The sequence below is a fragment of the Streptomyces sp. NPDC002463 genome (assembly GCF_042889835.1).
GTDB classification, from domain to species: domain Bacteria; phylum Actinomycetota; class Actinomycetes; order Streptomycetales; family Streptomycetaceae; genus Streptomyces; species Streptomyces nymphaeiformis.
Window position 1 is genome coordinate 317311 of sequence record NZ_JBIARL010000009.1, and the last position, 16464, is coordinate 333774.

Below are 16464 nucleotides of genomic sequence, written 5' to 3' on the forward strand. Positions count from 1 at the left end.
CGGGGACGGACCGCTCGCGGGCTGGCGAGAAAACGACATGGACGTCCGCCCCCTCCCGGCCTCAGACGGAGACGGTCCGGTAGTGGGTGGTCAGACGGCCGTCCTCGCCGAGGACGTGGAAGGCGAGGGCGGGCGGCAGGCCGAGGTGGACGTGCGGATCGTCGGTCGGGTTCTCCCACGGCAGCCGGAGGGCGGAGACGACCCCGGGGGCGACGAGCAGCGGGCGGCCGGCGAACGTCGTGGCGGCCGCGGTGTGGGCGTGGCCCGCGAGGAAGGCCGTGAGGTGGGGGTGGCGGTCGGCGAGCGCGGCGAGCCTCTCCTCGCCGAACTGCCGGATCCCGTCCACGTACGGGGTGTGCAGCGGGACCGGCGGGTGGTGGAAGGCGACCAGGACGGGCACCTCGCGCGGGGTGGCGGCGAGCACGCCGTCGAGCCACTCGACGGTCTCGTCCTCCAGGAGGCCCTGGTGCTCGCCGGGCACCGAGGAGTCGCAGAGGGCGATGACGAAACCTTCGCCGCGGAGCACCTGGTCGACGGGGGCGTAGGGGCGCTCCGCGGTCTCTCCGGGGAGGCTCTCCTCGGGGAGGAGGGCCTTGCGGAAGGCGGCGCGGTCGTCGTGGTTGCCGGGGCAGACGAGCAGCGGGTGGCGGGAGGTCAGCAGCTCCCGCGCCACCGCGTACTCGTCCGGGGTTCCGTGGTCGGCGATGTCGCCGGTGACGAGGACGGCCGCCAGGTCGTACGGCAGCTCCTCCAGGTACCGCAGGACGGCGCGGGTGCGGTCCTGACTGCGCTGCTCGCCGTCGAGGTGGACGTCGCTGACGTGGGCGATGACGATCATGCGGCCGGGCCTCCGTGGGTGCGCGTGAACGGGCGTTCACACGCGACCGTACGGTGATCACGACCGTCCCGGGAAGGGCCGGTTCGCGACCGGTGGACCTCGACCCGGCCGCCTACTCGAAGCGGGTGGTGTCCCCCGCGCCGCGGCGGACGATCTCGGGCTCGCCGCTGGAGAAGTCGACGACGGTGGTGGGTTCGGTGCCGCAGTCGCCGGAGTCGAGCACCGCGTCCACCTGGTGGTCGAGCCGCTCCTTGATCTCCCAGCCCTGGGTCAGCGGTTCGTCCTCGTCGGGCAGGAGCAGGGTGCTGGAGAGCAGCGGCTCGCCGAGTTCGGCGAGGAGGGCCTGGGTGACGACGTGGTCGGGGATGCGGACGCCGACGGTCTTCTTCTTGGGGTGCAGCAGCTGCCGGGGCACCTCCTTCGTCGCCGGGAGGATGAAGGTGTACGCGCCGGGGGTGGACGCCTTGACGGCGCGGAAGACGTCGTTGTCGATGTGCACGAGCTGGCCCAGCTGGGCGAAGTTCGCGCACATCAGCGTGAAGTGGTGCCGGTCGTCGAGGTCGCGGATGGCGCGGATGCGGCTGATGCCGTCGCGGCTGCCGAGCCGGGTGCCCAGCGCGTAGCAGGAGTCGGTCGGGTACGCGACGAGCGCCCCGTTCCGGATGGAGTCGGCCACCGCGCCGATGGTGCGGGGCTGAGGGTTGTCGGGGTGCACGTCGAAGTACTTGGCCATGGCGACCAGTCTATTTTCGCAGGCTCCGCCACACCGCCTTCGCCGCGTTGTGCCCGGACATGCCGTGCACGCCGGGGCCGGGCGGGGTCGCGGAGGAGCAGAGGAACACCGCCGGGTGCGGGGTCGCGTAGGGGCGCAGGGAGAGCGTGGGGCGCAGCAGGAGCTGGAGGCCGCGGGCGGCGCCGCAGGCGATGTCGCCGCCGATGTAGTTGGCGTTGCGCTCGGCGAGTTCGGGCGGGCCCGCGGTGGCGCGGGCCAGGACGCGGTCGCGGAAGCCGGGGGCGAAGCGCTCGATCTGACGCTCTATGGCCTCGGTGAGGTCGCCGCGCCAGCCGTTGGGCACATGGCCGTACGCCCAGAAGACGTGCTTGCCCTCGGGGGCGCGGGAGGGGTCGACGAGGCTGGGCTGGGCGGTGATGAGGAAGGGCGCGTCGGGGGCGGTGCCGGAGGAGGCCTGGCGCAGGGCGGTGCCGATCTCGCGGGCGGTGGGGCCGACCTGGACGGTGCCGGCCCGGCGGGCCTCCTCGGCGGTCCAGGGCACGGGCCCGTCGAGCGCGTAGTCGATCTTGAAGGCGCTGGCGCCGTACTTGTAGTGGTCGTAGTGCCCGCCGAAGCCGGCGATCCGGGCGAGGGCGGTGGGCGAGGTGTCGAAGACGTAGGCGCGGGCCGGCGGCAGGTCGTCGAGCCGCTTGACCTCGAAGTCGGTGTGGACGGCGCCGCCGAGGTCCTTGAGGTACGCGGCGAGGGCGTCGGAGATCGACTGCGAGCCGCCCCGGGGCATGGGCCAGCCGCCCGCGTGCGCGGCGAGCGCGAAGACCAGGCCGACGGCGCCGGTGGCGAGGCCGTTGAGGGGGGCGATGACATGGCCGACGAGTCCGGCCAGGAGCGCGGGGGCCTTCTCGTCCTGGAACCTTCGCATCAGCCAGGTGGACGGCGGCAGTCCGGCGAGGCCGAAGCGGGCGAGGGTGACCGGGTCGCGGGGCAGCGCGGTGAGCGGCAGCTGCATGAAGTCGCTCGCGAGCGTGTCCCACTTGCCGAGGAAGGGGGCGACGAGCCTGCGGTACGTCCCGGCGTCGCGCGGTCCGAAGGAGGCGGCGGTCTCGGCGACGGAGCGGGCGAGGACGGCGGCGGTGCCGTCGTCCCAGGGGTGCGCCATGGGCAGTTCGGGGTGGAGCCACTCCAGGCCGTACCGGTCGAGCGGCATCGTCTTGAAGACGGGCGAGCCGGCGCCGAGCGGGTGCACGGCGGAGCAGGGGTCGTGGCGGAAACCGGGGAGGGTGAGCTCCTCGGTCCTGGCGCCTCCGCCGACGGTGGACTTGGCCTCGAAGACGGCCACGGAGAGTCCGCGGCGGGCCAGTTCGACGGCGGCCGTCAGTCCGTTGGGTCCCGCCCCCACGACGACGGCATCGAGCATCGACGTCTCGTTCGTCACCTTCGGACTCCTTCGTCAGCCGATGGCCAAGGCTCCCAGGATAGGCGGGTGGGGAACGGCGTCTCACACGCCCCCGAGGAGCGTCCGGATCCGCTCGGCGGTCGCCGCGTCCCGGGCGGTCGTGAACGGCAGCGCGTTCCCCCCGGCTATACGGAACGGCTCCCCCGCGATCGTCGTGGTCGCGCCGCCCGCCTCGGCGACCAGGAGGAGTCCGGCGGCGTGGTCCCAGGCGTACTCCCAGGAGAACGCGGTGCCCGCCAGCTCTCCGCGCGCCACGGCGAGGTACTCGAGCCCGGCCGAGCCGCAGGGGCGGGGGCGGACGCCCTCGACCGCCAGGCCGAGCAGGGCGCGCTTCTGGTCCGGGGTGGTGTAGTCGGGGTGCGAGGTGGCGACCTCCAGGACCTCGCCGGGCGCCGGCGAACCCGACCGTATCGCCTGCCCGTTGAGGGTGGCGCCGCGGCCGCGCACGGCGACGGCGAACTGGTCCAGGGCGGGCGCGAAGGTCCAGGAGGCGAGGACCTCGCCGTGCTTGGCGAGGGCGACGAGGGTGCAGAAGCCGGGGTCGCCGTGGACGAACTGACGGGTGCCGTCGACCGGGTCGACGATCCAGACGGGGGCGTCGCCGCGCAGCGCCTCGTACAGGCTCGGGTCGGCGTGGACGGCCTCCTCGCCGACGACCACGGAGCCGGGCAGCAGGGCGGTGAGGGACGCGGTGAGATGGGCCTCTGCGGCCCGGTCGGCGACGGTGACCAGGTCGTGCGGCCCGTTCTTCTCGACGATGTCGTCGGCGGCGAGCTGCCGGAAGCGCGGCATGATCTCGGCCGCGGCCGCCTTGCGGACGGCCTCCTCGACCTCGGTCGTACGGCCGCCGAGGACCTGCTCAAAGAAGTCTTCGATCATGCCTCCAGCTAAGCACGGGCCGCTGACAACCGGAATGCCGCACTTGTCATCCTCCGTTTCCCCTGGGAGTACCCTTTGGCCGAGTTCACCCCTTACACGCAGGGAGGCTTCCGTGCACGGCGAGTACAAGGTCCCCGGCGGAAAGCTGGTGGTCGTCGACCTCGACACCGAGGACGGGGTCCTGCGGAACGTCCGGGTCGCGGGCGACTTCTTCCTCGAACCCGACGAGGCGATCCTCGCGATCGACGGGGCCCTCGAAGGCGCACCGGCCGACACGGACGCCTCGGGGCTCGCCGCGCGGATCGACGCGGCGCTCCCGCCGGGCACGCAGATGTTCGGCCTGACCTCGGAGGGCGTCGGGGTCGCGGTCCGGCGCGCCCTCGCCCACGCCACGGACTGGACCGACTACGACTGGCAGCTGATCCACGAGCCGCCGCAGTCCCCCGCGCTGCACATGGCGATCGACGAGGTCCTGACCGCCGAGGTGGCGGCCGGCCGCCGCCCGCCGACCCTCCGGGTCTGGGAGTGGGGCGCCCCGGCGGTGGTCATCGGCAGCTTCCAGTCCCTGCGCAACGAGGTCGACCCGGAGGCGGCGGAGCGGCACGGCATCCAGGTGGTGCGCCGGATCAGCGGCGGCGGCGCGATGTTCGTCGAACCGGGCAACACGATCACGTACTCGCTCTCCGTCCCCGACGCCCTCGTCCAGGGCCTGTCCTTCACCGACAGCTACGCCTACCTCGACGACTGGGTGCTCGGCGCGCTCGGCGACATGGGGATCCGGGCCTGGTACCAGCCGCTCAACGACATCGCCACGGACGCGGGCAAGATCGCGGGCGCGGCGCAGAAGCGGCTGGTGGCGGGCGAGGGCGCGGTCCTGCACCACGTGACGATGGCGTACGACATCGACGCGGACAAGATGACCGAGGTGCTGCGGATCGGCCGCGAGAAGCTCTCCGACAAGGGCACGAAGAGCGCGAAGAAGCGCGTGGACCCGCTGCGCCGCCAGACGGGCCTGCCGCGCGAGACGGTGATCGACCGCATGATCACGTCCTTCCGCACCCGCTACGGCCTCACCCGGGGCCACCTCACGGAGGACGAACTGACCCGCGCGAAGGAGCTGGCGGAGTCGAAGTTCGGCACGGAGGAGTGGACGGCCCGGGTGCCGTGACCGACCGCTGCGTAGGGTGACGGCATGCGTGTCGAGGTGCCGGTGAAGCCCGGTCTCCGGATGGAGTGCGCCGACGGGCGCCGGCTCGTGCTGCTGCAGGGCACGACCCCGGTGCTGTTCGCCCGCCAGCGCGCCACCCACCGCGGGGTCCACTACGCGCGGACCGGGCGGTACGCCTCCCCGCTGGCCCCGCTGCGGGCCGAACGGGCGCGCGCGTTCGCGGAGTTCGCGATGCCGGGCACGGAGGAGTGGACGGAGCGCTGGGCCGCGCACGCGGGGGCGGAACTCCGCGCGGCGGCGGACGGGCCGCTCCACACGGGCGAGTGGCGGCTCGGGCCCCGCCCGAACGGCTGGTTCGTGGACGGCAACTGGCCGAAGCTCCTGGCGCACGATCCCGACCGGGGCCATCTGACCTGGTTCGGGTACGGCGACCCGGCCGAGGACGCGCGCGACCTGCTGCCTCTGCGGTCGCTCTCACCGGTGGAGGCGCCCCGGGTGCGCGCGTACCGCCGCCAGTACCGGGAAGGGGTGCTGCCGCCGGTGTTCGCCTGGTGGATCAGCGGGCTCGGGTCCCCCGTCGTCCTGGACGGCCACGACCGCCTGACGGCGGCGCTCGCCGAGGGCGGCCGGCCCCGGGTGCTGGTCCTCTCGCGTGCCTCGGACGCCGCGTGGGTGGCGCTCTGCGCCGAGCGTCCGGTGATCGAGTACGAGAAGCGGGTCGCCGCGCTGGACGGCCCGCTCGGCAGCGTACGGATCGCGAACGAGAGCCGGAGGCTGGCCTCCGAGCTCCGGGACATCGTCCACTCCCCCGACCTCACCCGTGCCTGGCCGTTCCCCGGTGGAGCCCCGGCCTGGGACGCCGCCGTCGCCGCGCACGTCCCCGGCTGGGCCCCCGGCGCCGACCGCTGATCACCGCCTCGGTCATCAGTCCGGCCCCGTGGTCAGGTGACCCCGCCGCTCCCTCGTCGTTGATGCCCACGCGGGCCGGGGCGGCCGTGCGGAAACGTCTCCGCACGATCACCGGGCCCGGTGACACGGTGTCGGCGGTACGGAGGTCAAGTGGGACGGGCGAAGAAGGTCATGGCGGCGGTCGCGGGCCTGGTGATGGCGGTGTGTCCGCTCGGCATCGCGGCGCCCGCGCAGGCGGTCGTCGGGGGTCGGGAGGCGCGGCCCCATCAGTACCCGTTCATGGTGGGGCTCGTGGATCTGGCGGAGCGCCGGGTGATGTGCGGCGGCGCGCTGATCGGCGAGCGGTACGTGCTCACCGCCGCGCACTGCCTGACCGGCTCGTACGGCGACACCGCGCGCGTGGGCGTGCTCCTCGGCGACCACGACCTGACGCGCGGCGACGACAGCCCGCACGCGGTGCTCGCGACCCCGGCCTCCTTCCTCACGCACCCCGGCTACGACCCCGCCACCCAGCGCGACGACATCGCGCTGGTCCGGCTGGCCGAGCCCGTGGCGTTCAACCGGGACGTGCGGCCGGTCGCCCTGCCCGTCCGCTACGCCCACGGCACCTTCGACCACACGCGGGTCGAGGCCCCCGGCTGGGGCACCACCTCCTTCGGGGGCCGCACCTCCGACGTCCTGCGGACCGTCGTCCTCGGCACCATGAGCAACCCGACGTGCGGCGCCCGGGGCATGTCCGGGGTCACCGCCGCCCAGCTGTGCACGTACGCACCGGGCCAGGACACCTGCCAGTACGACTCCGGCGGCCCGCTGGTCCACACGATCGCGGGGACGCCGTACCTCGTCGGTCTCGTCTCGTACGGGAAGGGGTGCGCGACCGACACCCCCGCCGTGAACACCCGCGTCTGGTCCTACCTCAGCTGGATCGGGAGGACGGCCGGGAAGCTGCCCCGCGCCTCATGAGGACGGTGTAGAGGAGCAGGGAGGCGGCCAGGCCCACGGCCCAGCCGTAGTCGGCGAGCGGCTTGAGGAAGGGGATCAGGCCGTCCTCGGGGAACGGTCCCGTGCCCGGCGCCGAGTGCGAGCCGCCCACGGCCAGGACGCCGCCCACCGCGAAGGCGAGGACGGCCGCCGGGTTCCAGCCTCCCCGGTACCAGTACGGGCCGTCGGCCCGGTAGAGACCTTCGAGGTCGAGGACGGTCCGGCGGACGAGCCAGTAGTCGGCGATGAGGATGCCCGCGACCGTGCCGAGCAGGCCGCCGACCAGGCCGAGCCAGGTGAAGATGTACAGCTCGGGGGTGGCGGTGAGCTTCCACGGCATGATGAGCACGCCGACGACGCCGGTGATCAGCGCGCCCGTACGGAAGGTGACCAGCCTCGGGGCGAGGTTGGCGAGGTCGTACGCCGGGGAGACGACGTTCGCCGCGAGGTTCACGGAGAGGGTGGCGACCAGGACCGTCACCAGGGCGAAGAGCAGACCGAAGACGTTGTCGGTGTTCGCCGCGAGCGCCACCGGGTCCCAGACGGGCGCCCCGTACACGGCCTGCGAGCCGGAGGTGACGAGCACCGAGAGCAGGGCGAAGAGGGTCATCGTGGTGGGGAGGCCGAGGGTCTGCCCCAGGACCTGGGAGCGTTGCCCCGCGCCGAAGCGCGTGAAGTCCGGGATGTTGAGGCTGAGGGTCGCCCAGAAGGCGATCATGCCCATGAGGGCGGGGAAGAAGACGGGCCAGAAGTCGGCGCCCCAGCCCAGCTTCGACGGCTGGTCGAGGAGCGGCCCGAGGCCGCCCGCCTTGACCGTGATCCAGACGAGGAGGGCGAGCGCGCCGACGATCACGAAGGGCGCGGCCCAGTTCTCGAAGCGGCGCAGGGCCTCCATCCCCCGGTGGATGATGGCCAGTTCGACCACCCAGAAGAGGACGAAGCAGGCCCAGAGCGTCCACGGCTGGCCTGCGACCTCCTCGGCGCCCGTCCAGCCGCCGCCTGCGACCTTGTCGAGCAGGACGAAGAGGCCCTGGCCGCCGATCCAGGTCTGGATGCCGAACCAGGCGCAGGCCACGCCGGCCCGGACGAGGGCGGGCAGGTTGGCCCCGCGCAGTCCGAAGGAGGCGCGGGCGAGGACGGGGAAGGGGATGCCGTACTTGGGGCCCGCGTGGCCGGTGAGCAGCATCGGCACCAGCACGATGACATTGGCCAGGGCGATCGTGAGGACGGCCTGCTTCCAGTCCATGCCGAGGGCGACGAGACCGGAGGCGAGCATCCAGGAGGGGATGTTGTGGGCCATGCCGACCCAGAGGGCGGCGAAGTTGTACGTGGTCCAGCGGCGGTCGGCCACGGGGACGGGGAGCAGGTCGTCGTTGACGAAACGGGGGTCGTCCGGGGCGGTGCCGAACGCGAGCTCGACACGGCCGTCGTGGACGGCGGAGGGGCCGGGTCTTCCGGAGGGTGCGGTTGCGGTCATGGACGGAACCCTTCGTTCGGGGGACGGAACGAGGCCGTGCGGGGCGTGGGGTTCTTGACCGTGCGGAGTCTCGTCCTGCCTGGCAGGGGCGTCAAGGGATGCCGTTGCTGAAATGCCCTGATCGGGCGGCGGCTTGACGGAGCTCAGGATCCGGGATGAACAATCCACCGAGTCCCGTACCGGTTCATCCTCCAGAAGGAGTCACGCAGTGGCAACGCTCCCGGACATCCGAGCCCTGTTGGGCGAGCCCAGGTTCAACTGGTCGGATCCGGCCCCGTGGACCGATCTGGAGCGGGAACTCGGTGTCGAGTTCCCCGCGGACTTCCGCGAGATCGTCGACGCCTACGGCTCGGTCTCGGTCAACGGGCAGCTGTATCTGAAGCACCCCGCCACCCATCTGCTGCACGACCTGGGCAGGGACATCAGGCAGGACCTCGAGTTCTGGCGCGAGGAGGACATGGCCGAGTTCCTGCCGAGCCGGGCGGGGGCGGGTCCCGGGGAATTGCTGCCGGTGGCGTCGGCCACGACGGGAGAGATGATCTTCCTCTGCGTCCCCGATGAAACCTCCTCGCGCTGGCGCGTCCTGGTCCAGGAGATGGACAGCCCCTCGTGGACCCTCTACGAGATGACGTTCGGCGAGTGGCTGCTCGCCTATCTGAAGGGGAGGAACGTGATGCTGTGCGCCCGCGACCGCGCGCCCGACGGGCCGTTCTACGAGTTCCTTCCCTGACCCCTCGGGCGGTGTTCCTCGTGACGAAATCGGCGATGGCGTCCCGCATCTGCGTCAGGCCGGGTTCCTCCAGGGGGTAGTGGCCGGCGTTGTCGAGCATGACGGTCTCGACCGGGACCTCGGTGATGCGGGACAGGACGGGCACGCTGAGGTGGTGCGGGGTCCAGCGGTCCCCGGCCGGCTGGGTCAGCAGCACGGGCCAGGCGTCGAAGGCCGGCGGCTCGACGGCGGGGGTGTACGTCGCGTAGCTGTCGAGGAAGCGGACGCTGACCCGGTTGGCGGCGGAAGTACGGTCCTTCATCAGGACCTTCATCGCCGCGGGGTCGTTGGCGAGCGCGGACATCTTCGACGCGAGGCTCATCGGGTACGTCAGGGAGGCCGCCGGCGTCTTCGCGAGCAGGCCCATCAGCGGGACGCCCGCTCGGGCGGTGAGCTTGTCGTGCGAGGTCTCGTCGCGGACCCGCTGGTCCCGCTGGTCGAGGAAGGTCATGCCGACGACGCCGTGCAGGGTGCCGCGGGGTGCCTTGGCGGCGACGTGGTACGTGAGCATGCCGCCCGCGCTCAGGCCGTACAGACCGAGGTTGTCCAGGGCCACCGTCTCGAACCCGCGCTTCGCCAGCGGCGCGCCGAGGACGAGGGACATCTGGCGGCCGTTGGTGCCCACACCGTGGTGCAGGACGACCTTGGCCTTCGCGGCGGGGTTGGGGTACCGGTCCAGGTGGACGCGGTGCCCGCGCCCGTTCCAGAACTCCTCCCGGGGCGCGGTCGCGTCGGTCAGGCGCAGGCGGGCGGGCAGGAACTCCTGCATCTCGCGCCACGCCTGCTGGTCGCGGTAGGACGCGGGCCGGGTGGTGGTACGCATGGGGTGACGCCTTTCCGGGGTGGGGGAACGGGCGCGGCGGGGGTCAGACCTGGGTCGGTCCGATGCCCGCGCAGCCCTCGGCGAGGGTGTCGAGGCCGAACGCATCGATCGGGCCGACGACTCCGGGGGTCCTGCCGTGTCCGGCCGCGAGCTGCTCGCCCGCCCAGGCCATCAGCTCGCCGGTCAGGTCGTAGATGCCGGGGCCTTCCAGCTGTACTTCGGCGAGCGGCGCCCCCGAGGCGTCGCGGGCCACCGCGACCACGCGGGTGCGGGTGCGGACGCGTTCCGTGGCGTCGGGCCCGCCGGCGGGGCCGACGGCCCGGCGCCGCACCGCGTCGACGAGGCGCTCTCCGGCCAGGTGCTTCACCGCGGCGTTCGCGACGCGGGACGCCAGCCGGACGGCGTCGCCGGGGAACCATCCGTTGTACACGGCCACGGATTCGAGGGCCGGGATCCGTGCGGGAAGGAAGAGCACTTCGGATCCCGAGGCCAGTGCGGCCCGCCGGGTACGCCCGTCCACCCGGAACGCCTGGACGCGGTGCCCGACGCGTTCGTCGACCAGCCGGTCGTTCCGCCGGACGGTGACGGGCGGGGTGATGCCGTCGGCGACGGTCTTGCGGGTGCCCTGGCTGAGCCCGCGCCCACCGCGCAGCGAGCCGTCGACGAAGTAGCCGATGTCCAGCGCGCGCACGTCCGGGCCCGCCTGCCGCGCCGCGAGCGCGCCCGCGAGGGCTCCGGGGACGTAGTCGTAGCCGAAGGCCGGGAGCATGACGGCGCCGGCGGCGCGGGCACGGTCGTGATGGCGCTCCCGGAGGGCTCGGACGAAGCCGACCTCTCCGGTGGCGTCCACGTGGTGGGCGCCGGCGTCGGTGGCCGCCCGCGCGGTGGTGTGTCCGAACCGCTCGAACGGTCCGACGGTCGTGATCAGCACGTCGCCGGGGCCGACGATCGCCCGCACGGTCTCCGGCCGGGAGGCGTCGGCGAGCCGGTGGTCGAGGCCTCCGAGTCCGCGGGCCAACACGCACACGGAGGCCCTGGCGCTCGCCCGGTGCCGGGAGCTGCCGGCCCGGCGGCAGGCGCGGACCGGCTTCGCGGGCCGCGTCCGCGACGTCCTGGTCGACCAGCTGCCCGAACGCCCCGACGCCGACGAGGTCGCCGCGCGGCCGCACCTCGCCACCCTTACGCTCCGCCACCGGCTCGCCGCCGAGGGGATCTCGTACCGGGCCCTGCTCTCGGAGGTCCGCGAACACCTCGCCGAGCAGCTCCTGATCACCGCGGGCCTGCCCGTCGGGCAGATCGCGCGACGGCTGGGTTACGTCGAGGTCTCCTCCTTCTCCCAGGCGTTCCGGCAGTGGAAGGGCGTAGGCCCGCGCGAGTACCGCAAGCGGCACCCGGCGACGAGCCACTGACCCGCTGTCCCCACACGCCCCCCACTGGATCATCATCAGCAGGCCAGCAATTGCGAAATTCGGCAATTCATCACATGATGGAGTGGCTGTGCCCGCAGGTAGCCGCGGGCACAGCCACCCGGCGGGCGCACTCCCGCCGGTGAGGCGAGGAGAGACGAGAGACCGTGCCGGTTCCGCTCCATCAGGCGAAGGCCGAGTTCTTCCGGATGCTCGGACATCCGGTACGCATCCAGATCCTGGAGCTGCTCCAGAGCGGCCCCCTCGCGGTGCGCGAGCTGCTCACGCGCATCCCGGTCGAGCCTTCGGCGCTCTCGCAGCAGCTCGCCGTCCTGCGGCGGTCGGGGATCGTCACCTCGAACCGTGAGGGGTCCACCGTCGTCTACACACTGGCCGGCGGGGACGTGGCGGAGCTGATGCAGGCGGCGCGGCGGATCCTCACCGAGATGCTCGCCGGACAGAACCAGCTCCTGGCCGAACTCCGAGAAGCCGAAAGGGAAGCGGACAGGGAAAGCGACCGGGAAGCCGAGGTCGCATCCACGTGAGCCTCGTGAGCACCGCCTGGACCCGGGTCCGCTCCCTCCTGCCCGTCCGCGCCGACGCCGCGGCCATGGCCCGCGACCCGCGACGGGATCTCCTGGCCGGGCTGACCGTCGCCGTCGTCGCCCTGCCGCTCGCGCTCGGGTTCGGCGTCTCCTCCGGCCTGGGTGCCGAGGCCGGGCTCGCGACCGCCGTCGTCGCCGGGGCGCTCGCCGCCCTCTTCGGCGGTTCGAACCTCCAGGTCTCGGGCCCCACGGGCGCGATGACCGTGGTCCTCGTACCGATCGTGGCCCAGCACGGGCCGAGCGGCGTGCTCACCGTCGGGCTGCTCGCCGGGCTGATCGTGATCGGCCTCGCGCTCGCCCGCGCCGGCCGGTACATGGCGTACCTCCCGGCCTCGGTCATCGAGGGCTTCACCCTCGGCATCGCGCTGGTGATCGGCCTCCAGCAGGTCCCCAACGCCCTCGGCGTGCCCGAGCCCGAGGGCGAGCGCGTCCTCGTCGTGACGTGGCGGGCCGTCGAGGAGTTCGTCCGGACACCGAACTGGACGGCCGTGGCGCTCGCCGCCGGCGTGGCCCTCATGATGCTCGTCGGCGCCCGAATCCGGCCGACCGTCCCCTTCTCGATCGTGGCCGTGATCGCCGCGACCGTCGTGTCGCAGGTCTTCCACCTCGACGCGGCCGCCCCCATCGGCGAGCTGCCCGCCGGGCTTCCGGCCCCCTCCCTCGGCTTCCTGGACCTGTCCGCCCTGGGGTCGCTGCTCGCCCCGGCGGTGGCCGTGGCGGCGCTCGCCGCGCTCGAGTCGCTGCTCTCCGCGCAGGTCGCGGACGGCATGACGGTGGGGCAGAAGCACGACCCGGACCGGGAGCTGTTCGGCCAGGGTCTGGCCAACCTCGTGGCCCCGCTGTTCGGCGGCGTCCCCGCGACCGGCGCCATCGCCCGTACGGCGGTGAACGTCCGCTCCGGCGCCTCCTCCCGCCTGGCCGCGCTCACCCACGCCGCGGTCCTGGCCGTGATCGTGTTCGCCGCGGCGCCGCTGGTGTCGAAGATCCCCCTCGCGGCCCTCGCGGGCGTCCTGCTGGCCACCGCGATCCGCATGGTCGAGGTCGGGTCCCTGCGGGCGATGGCCCGGGCCACCCGCTCGGACGGCGTCGTCCTGGTCCTCACCGCGGTCGCCACGCTCGCGCTCGACCTCGTGTACGCGGTGATCATCGGTCTCGCCGTCGCGGGCGCCCTCGCGCTGCGGGCCGTGGCCAAGCAGGCCCGGATGGACCAGGTGGACTTCCGTGCCGACCTGCCCGGTGAGCACAGCGAGGAGGAACACGCGCTCCTCGCCGAGCACATCGTGGCGTACCGCATCGACGGCCCGCTCTTCTTCGCCGCGGCACACCGCTTCCTGCTCGAACTCACCGAGGTGGCGGACGTCCGGGTCGTCATCCTGCGGATGTCCCGGGTCACCACGATGGACGCGACCGGCGCGCTCGTCCTCAAGGACGCCGTCGAGAAGCTGAACCGGCGCGGCATCGCCGTCATGACCTCGGGGATCCGGCCCGGCCAGCGCCAGGTCCTCGACTCCGTCGGCGCCCTCGACCTGCTGCGGTTCGAGGGCCGGGAGTACGCCACCACCCCCGCGGCCATCGCCGGCGCCCGCTCCCACCTCCAGGGCGCCGGGCTCCTGCCGCCGCTGCCCGGCCCGCGGCCGGACGCCGAGAAGGAGAGCACCCGATGACGGCACCCACCGCCCCCGCCCGCGTCATGGTCGAGGTCTCCGGCACGGAGTCGCTGTGGCTCCTGGAGGGAGCCGCGCAGGGCCTCCTCATCCACAGCCGCCGTGACCAGGCCGTGGTGCGGCCGGCCGTGCACGTCCTCGAGTTCGGACGGCTGGTCGTCCGGGCCCCCGTCCAGGGCGGCCTGGTCGCCGGCCGGCCCACGCTGACCTACCAGGTCCAGGACGTGAGGATGCCCGCCGCCACCGGTTGGAGCGTGACGGTCACGGGTCCCGCCGAGGCCGTCGCGGACCCCGACGAGGCCGCCCACTACCGCCGCACCCTTTCCGGCTGGGCGTACGGGCCGCACGACGCCGTCCTGCGGATCCAGCCGCAGACCGTGACCGGGTACCGCCTCGGGAAGACCGCGGCGCGATGAACGCGCGACTGCAGAGCGAGAACGAGCCCATGCGTACGAGAGAGCGGCAGCGATGACCATCGAGTGGCGATACACCATCCAGAAGGACCTCGGAGTCCTATCCCTGGCCGGGTTCCTCGGGGCCGAGGCGGTGGACCGCTTCACCGGCGCGGTCGGCTGGGCACTGGCCCGCGGGACCGGTCCGGTGGTCCTGGACCTGACGAGCCTGCGCGGCTGGTCGGTGGGCGGCCAGCTCGCGGTCGCCGAGGCGGCCCGCCGCTTCCGCGCAGAGGGCCGGCGGATGGAGCTCGCGGCGATCCCGGCGGACGGCTCCCTCGTGCCGACCGGGGACCAGCCGGCCATCCCCGTGCACTGCGACCTTGCCGCCGCCCTCGCCGCCCACCGGAGCGAGGGCGCGCATCAGCGGGAGTGGCGCAGCGACGACTGGCCCGACATGCGGGCGTAGCTTTCCGGAAATTCCGCATATCGATCTTCGATAGTTGCCGATGTTGGCAATTACCGAGGTCATCACGTTGTCGTGAGGGCGCGAGGATAGGGCCATGACGAAGAGATGGCATCGAACGGGGAGCCCTGCATCGACACGGTGGAGGCGGTGCGGATGAGTGCGCCGCTCTACCAGCTGAAGGCGGAGTTCTTCAAGACGCTGGGGCATCCGGTGCGGATCCGCGTCCTGGAGCTGCTGAGCGAACGCGAGCACGCGGTGAGCGAGATGCTGCCCCAGCTGGGCATCGAGCCGGCGCACCTCTCGCAACAGCTCGCGGTGCTGCGCCGGGCGAACCTGGTCGTCGCCCGGCGGGAGGGGGCCACGGTCTTCTACTCGTTGACCGACCCCCAGGTCGCGGAGCTGCTGGCCGTGGCGCGTTCGATCCTCTCCGGCGTGCTGGCCGGACAGGCCGAACTGCTCGCGGACCTGCAGGCGTCGACGGGGAAGCCGCCCGCCTGACGGCGGCCCGGAACCGGCGTTCGCCGCCACCGCGCCCACCGATGGACAGCGACGGGAACGGTGGCGGCGAGCGCCACGTCGGCCCGACGACAGAATCCCCTGCACCGGCCGACACTCGACCCCCGGCCGGCCCCGCGGCCGGACTCCCCCTCGCCGAACGCGTCGGCGGCGACACCGCCGTCGCCCACGCCCCGCAGGTACGGGAGCAACTCCCGCACCTCGACGCGGAGGTGACGGGCCACCGGCTGCCGCGCGGCGGAGGGGTGCGGGGGCCTCCGCGCCGTACGCGGCGACCACCTGCGACGGCGGGAGCCGGGCGGCTTCACTTCTGGGCGTGCTGGCCCACGTAGAAGAGGATCCAGACGAACCCGGCGAACAGGTGGGTGGCGAAGATGTACACGAAGACGCGCAGCATCACGCCGCGCTCCTTCCACTTCTCCGTGTCCCGGCCTCCGTGCTCCGGCTCCGTGGTCACGCGCCCACCTCCTGCTCCTCGGCCCCGCGCAGTTCGGCGAGCAGCTCCTGCTGCCCGACGAGCAGACCCGACAGGACGCGGCGGGCGGCCAGGAGGAGCTCCGCCACGTCGCCGCCCGCGAGCTCGTACACGACCGTCGAGCTCTCGCGGGTCGCCGTCACGATGCCCGACCGGCGCAGCACGGCCAGCTGCTGGGAGAGGCTGGACGGCTCGATCTCGATCGCCGCGAGCAACTCCCGCACGGGCAGCGGGCCGTCGCTGAGGAGTTCCAGGACCCGGATCCTGACCGGGTGGCCCAGCATCCGGAAGAACTCGGCCTTGGCCTGGTAGAGCGGGACGGGGGCGGGGCTCATCCTTCGCCCTCCTCGTCGCCCGCGTCGATGCCGTGCTTGCGGGCGAGCCGCAGCGCGTCCTCCAGCTCGTCCTGGGCGAGGGACGCCCCGTAGGCGTCCCCGTCCTCGTACGCCGCGGCCAGCCGCGCCCGCGCGGCGCGCACCCTCTCCACGACCGCTTCCGCGAACGTGCTCACGTCACACTCCCTGCCCCGCACAGTTCTGAGGATCGACATCTGCTGAATTGAAGAATTCTGCAATTCTAGCGCGCAAACACCCCTTGCAGGGCGGGACCCGGGGGTCGCCGACCGTGACCCCCCTCGCACGGTATGTCCCTTTCAGGGGGAAATCATTGACAGGGTTTTCCCCTACTGGGTACATTTACGGCGTATCTATCGACCATAGGCATAGTGCATATGAGGTCGGCCCGTCCGTGTCCCGCGACCGCGCGGTGAGGACGGTGGCCGGGAATCCTCTCCCTCGCCGGTCGAAGCCGGCGACTGATGCCGCAGCAGGACGGACGACCCCGTGCGGGCGCCCGGTATGCCGTCCGCCCGATGCGTGATCCCACGCTCTCGCGAGGCCCTGCCAAG

At 73.0% G+C, this 16464-nt stretch carries 20 protein-coding genes; 11 read left to right on the forward strand and 9 right to left on the reverse strand.

Features of this window, described 5'->3' with window-relative positions:
• Positions 1–61: 61 nt before the first annotated feature.
• The 4 genes from ACFYX3_RS20530 to ACFYX3_RS20545 form a co-directional block, all read right to left on the reverse strand.
• Positions 62–838: a metallophosphoesterase gene (locus ACFYX3_RS20530; RefSeq protein WP_389015222.1), complete on the reverse strand. Its 777-nt coding sequence runs from the start codon at positions 836–838 to the stop codon at positions 62–64.
• A gap of 112 nt (positions 839–950) precedes the next feature.
• Complete coding sequence (locus tag ACFYX3_RS20535) at positions 951–1571, reverse strand: L-threonylcarbamoyladenylate synthase (protein WP_376591447.1); 621 nt, start codon at positions 1569–1571, stop codon at positions 951–953.
• A gap of 10 nt (positions 1572–1581) precedes the next feature.
• Positions 1582–2985, reverse strand: coding sequence for a phytoene desaturase family protein (locus ACFYX3_RS20540; protein WP_389015305.1), 1404 nt, complete (start codon positions 2983–2985; stop codon positions 1582–1584).
• 81 nt (positions 2986–3066) lie between these two features.
• Entirely contained in the window at positions 3067–3903 is an 837-nt protein-coding gene (locus ACFYX3_RS20545) for an inositol monophosphatase family protein (protein WP_389015225.1), read from the reverse strand.
• A 112-nt stretch (positions 3904–4015) separates the two neighbouring features.
• Between ACFYX3_RS20545 and ACFYX3_RS20550 the strand changes: the two genes are divergently transcribed.
• From ACFYX3_RS20550 to ACFYX3_RS20560, 3 genes are all read left to right on the forward strand, one after another.
• The gene (locus ACFYX3_RS20550) at positions 4016–5071 is read left to right on the forward strand and encodes a biotin/lipoate A/B protein ligase family protein (protein ID WP_389015228.1); all 1056 of its coding nucleotides are present in this window, start codon (positions 4016–4018) and stop codon (positions 5069–5071) included.
• A 24-nt stretch (positions 5072–5095) separates the two neighbouring features.
• Positions 5096–5980: a hypothetical protein gene (locus tag ACFYX3_RS20555; protein WP_389015231.1), complete on the forward strand. Its 885-nt coding sequence runs from the start codon at positions 5096–5098 to the stop codon at positions 5978–5980.
• A gap of 150 nt (positions 5981–6130) precedes the next feature.
• Complete coding sequence (locus ACFYX3_RS20560) at positions 6131–6943, forward strand: serine protease (protein ID WP_389015234.1); 813 nt, start codon at positions 6131–6133, stop codon at positions 6941–6943.
• Here ACFYX3_RS20560 and ACFYX3_RS20565 read toward each other — a convergent pair.
• Positions 6897–8438 carry an NCS1 family nucleobase:cation symporter-1 gene (locus ACFYX3_RS20565; protein WP_389015237.1) on the reverse strand — a complete coding sequence of 514 codons (1542 nt, stop codon included), beginning with the start codon at positions 8436–8438 and terminating at the stop codon, positions 6897–6899. The two genes, ACFYX3_RS20560 and ACFYX3_RS20565, sit on opposite strands and share 47 nt — an antisense overlap.
• Positions 8439–8646: 208 nt before the next feature.
• On the opposite strand from ACFYX3_RS20565, the gene ACFYX3_RS20570 reads away from it, so the two are divergent.
• Together ACFYX3_RS20570 and ACFYX3_RS20575 are read left to right on the forward strand one after the other, a co-directional pair.
• The gene (locus ACFYX3_RS20570) at positions 8647–9168 is read left to right on the forward strand and encodes an SMI1/KNR4 family protein (protein WP_389015240.1); all 522 of its coding nucleotides are present in this window, start codon (positions 8647–8649) and stop codon (positions 9166–9168) included.
• A gap of 98 nt (positions 9169–9266) precedes the next feature.
• Entirely contained in the window at positions 9267–9416 is a 150-nt protein-coding gene (locus ACFYX3_RS20575; protein WP_389015243.1) for a hypothetical protein, read from the forward strand.
• A 657-nt stretch (positions 9417–10073) separates the two neighbouring features.
• Here ACFYX3_RS20575 and ACFYX3_RS20580 read toward each other — a convergent pair.
• Complete coding sequence (locus tag ACFYX3_RS20580; RefSeq protein WP_389015246.1) at positions 10074–10961, reverse strand: saccharopine dehydrogenase; 888 nt, start codon at positions 10959–10961, stop codon at positions 10074–10076.
• Here ACFYX3_RS20580 and ACFYX3_RS20585 point away from each other — a divergent pair.
• From ACFYX3_RS20585 to ACFYX3_RS20610, 6 genes are all read left to right on the forward strand, one after another.
• The gene (locus ACFYX3_RS20585; protein WP_389015249.1) at positions 10951–11439 is read left to right on the forward strand and encodes a helix-turn-helix transcriptional regulator; all 489 of its coding nucleotides are present in this window, start codon (positions 10951–10953) and stop codon (positions 11437–11439) included. The two genes, ACFYX3_RS20580 and ACFYX3_RS20585, sit on opposite strands and share 11 nt — an antisense overlap.
• Positions 11440–11603: 164 nt before the next feature.
• Positions 11604–11981, forward strand: coding sequence for an ArsR/SmtB family transcription factor (locus ACFYX3_RS20590; protein ID WP_389015252.1), 378 nt, complete (start codon positions 11604–11606; stop codon positions 11979–11981).
• Between the two features lie 65 nt (positions 11982–12046).
• Entirely contained in the window at positions 12047–13705 is a 1659-nt protein-coding gene (locus tag ACFYX3_RS20595; RefSeq protein WP_389015308.1) for a SulP family inorganic anion transporter, read from the forward strand.
• Positions 13702–14121 (forward strand): pyridoxamine 5'-phosphate oxidase family protein, encoded by a 420-nt coding sequence (locus ACFYX3_RS20600; RefSeq protein ID WP_389015255.1) that lies wholly within the window; start codon positions 13702–13704, stop codon positions 14119–14121. The genes ACFYX3_RS20595 and ACFYX3_RS20600 overlap by 4 nt, the downstream gene beginning before the upstream one ends.
• Before the next feature lie 52 nt (positions 14122–14173).
• Positions 14174–14566, forward strand: coding sequence for an STAS domain-containing protein (locus ACFYX3_RS20605; protein ID WP_359514282.1), 393 nt, complete (start codon positions 14174–14176; stop codon positions 14564–14566).
• Positions 14567–14719: 153 nt separating this feature from the next.
• On the forward strand, positions 14720–15064 hold the full coding sequence (locus tag ACFYX3_RS20610) for a metalloregulator ArsR/SmtB family transcription factor (RefSeq protein WP_359514355.1): 345 nt from the start codon (positions 14720–14722) through the stop codon (positions 15062–15064).
• A gap of 322 nt (positions 15065–15386) precedes the next feature.
• Here the strand turns inward: ACFYX3_RS20610 and ACFYX3_RS20615 are convergent, their stop codons facing one another.
• The 3 genes from ACFYX3_RS20615 to ACFYX3_RS20625 are packed head-to-tail and all read right to left on the reverse strand — an operon-like array spanning position 15387 to position 16068.
• Positions 15387–15539: a DUF6126 family protein gene (locus ACFYX3_RS20615; RefSeq protein WP_376591467.1), complete on the reverse strand. Its 153-nt coding sequence runs from the start codon at positions 15537–15539 to the stop codon at positions 15387–15389.
• A complete protein-coding gene (locus ACFYX3_RS20620) occupies positions 15536–15892 on the reverse strand; it encodes a helix-turn-helix transcriptional regulator (RefSeq protein ID WP_116158065.1) in 357 nt (118 codons plus the stop codon). Before ACFYX3_RS20620 ends, ACFYX3_RS20615 begins: the two co-directional genes overlap by 4 nt.
• The gene (locus ACFYX3_RS20625) at positions 15889–16068 is read right to left on the reverse strand and encodes a hypothetical protein (RefSeq protein WP_389015260.1); all 180 of its coding nucleotides are present in this window, start codon (positions 16066–16068) and stop codon (positions 15889–15891) included. Before ACFYX3_RS20625 ends, ACFYX3_RS20620 begins: the two co-directional genes overlap by 4 nt.
• Positions 16069–16464: the final 396 nt, after the last annotated feature.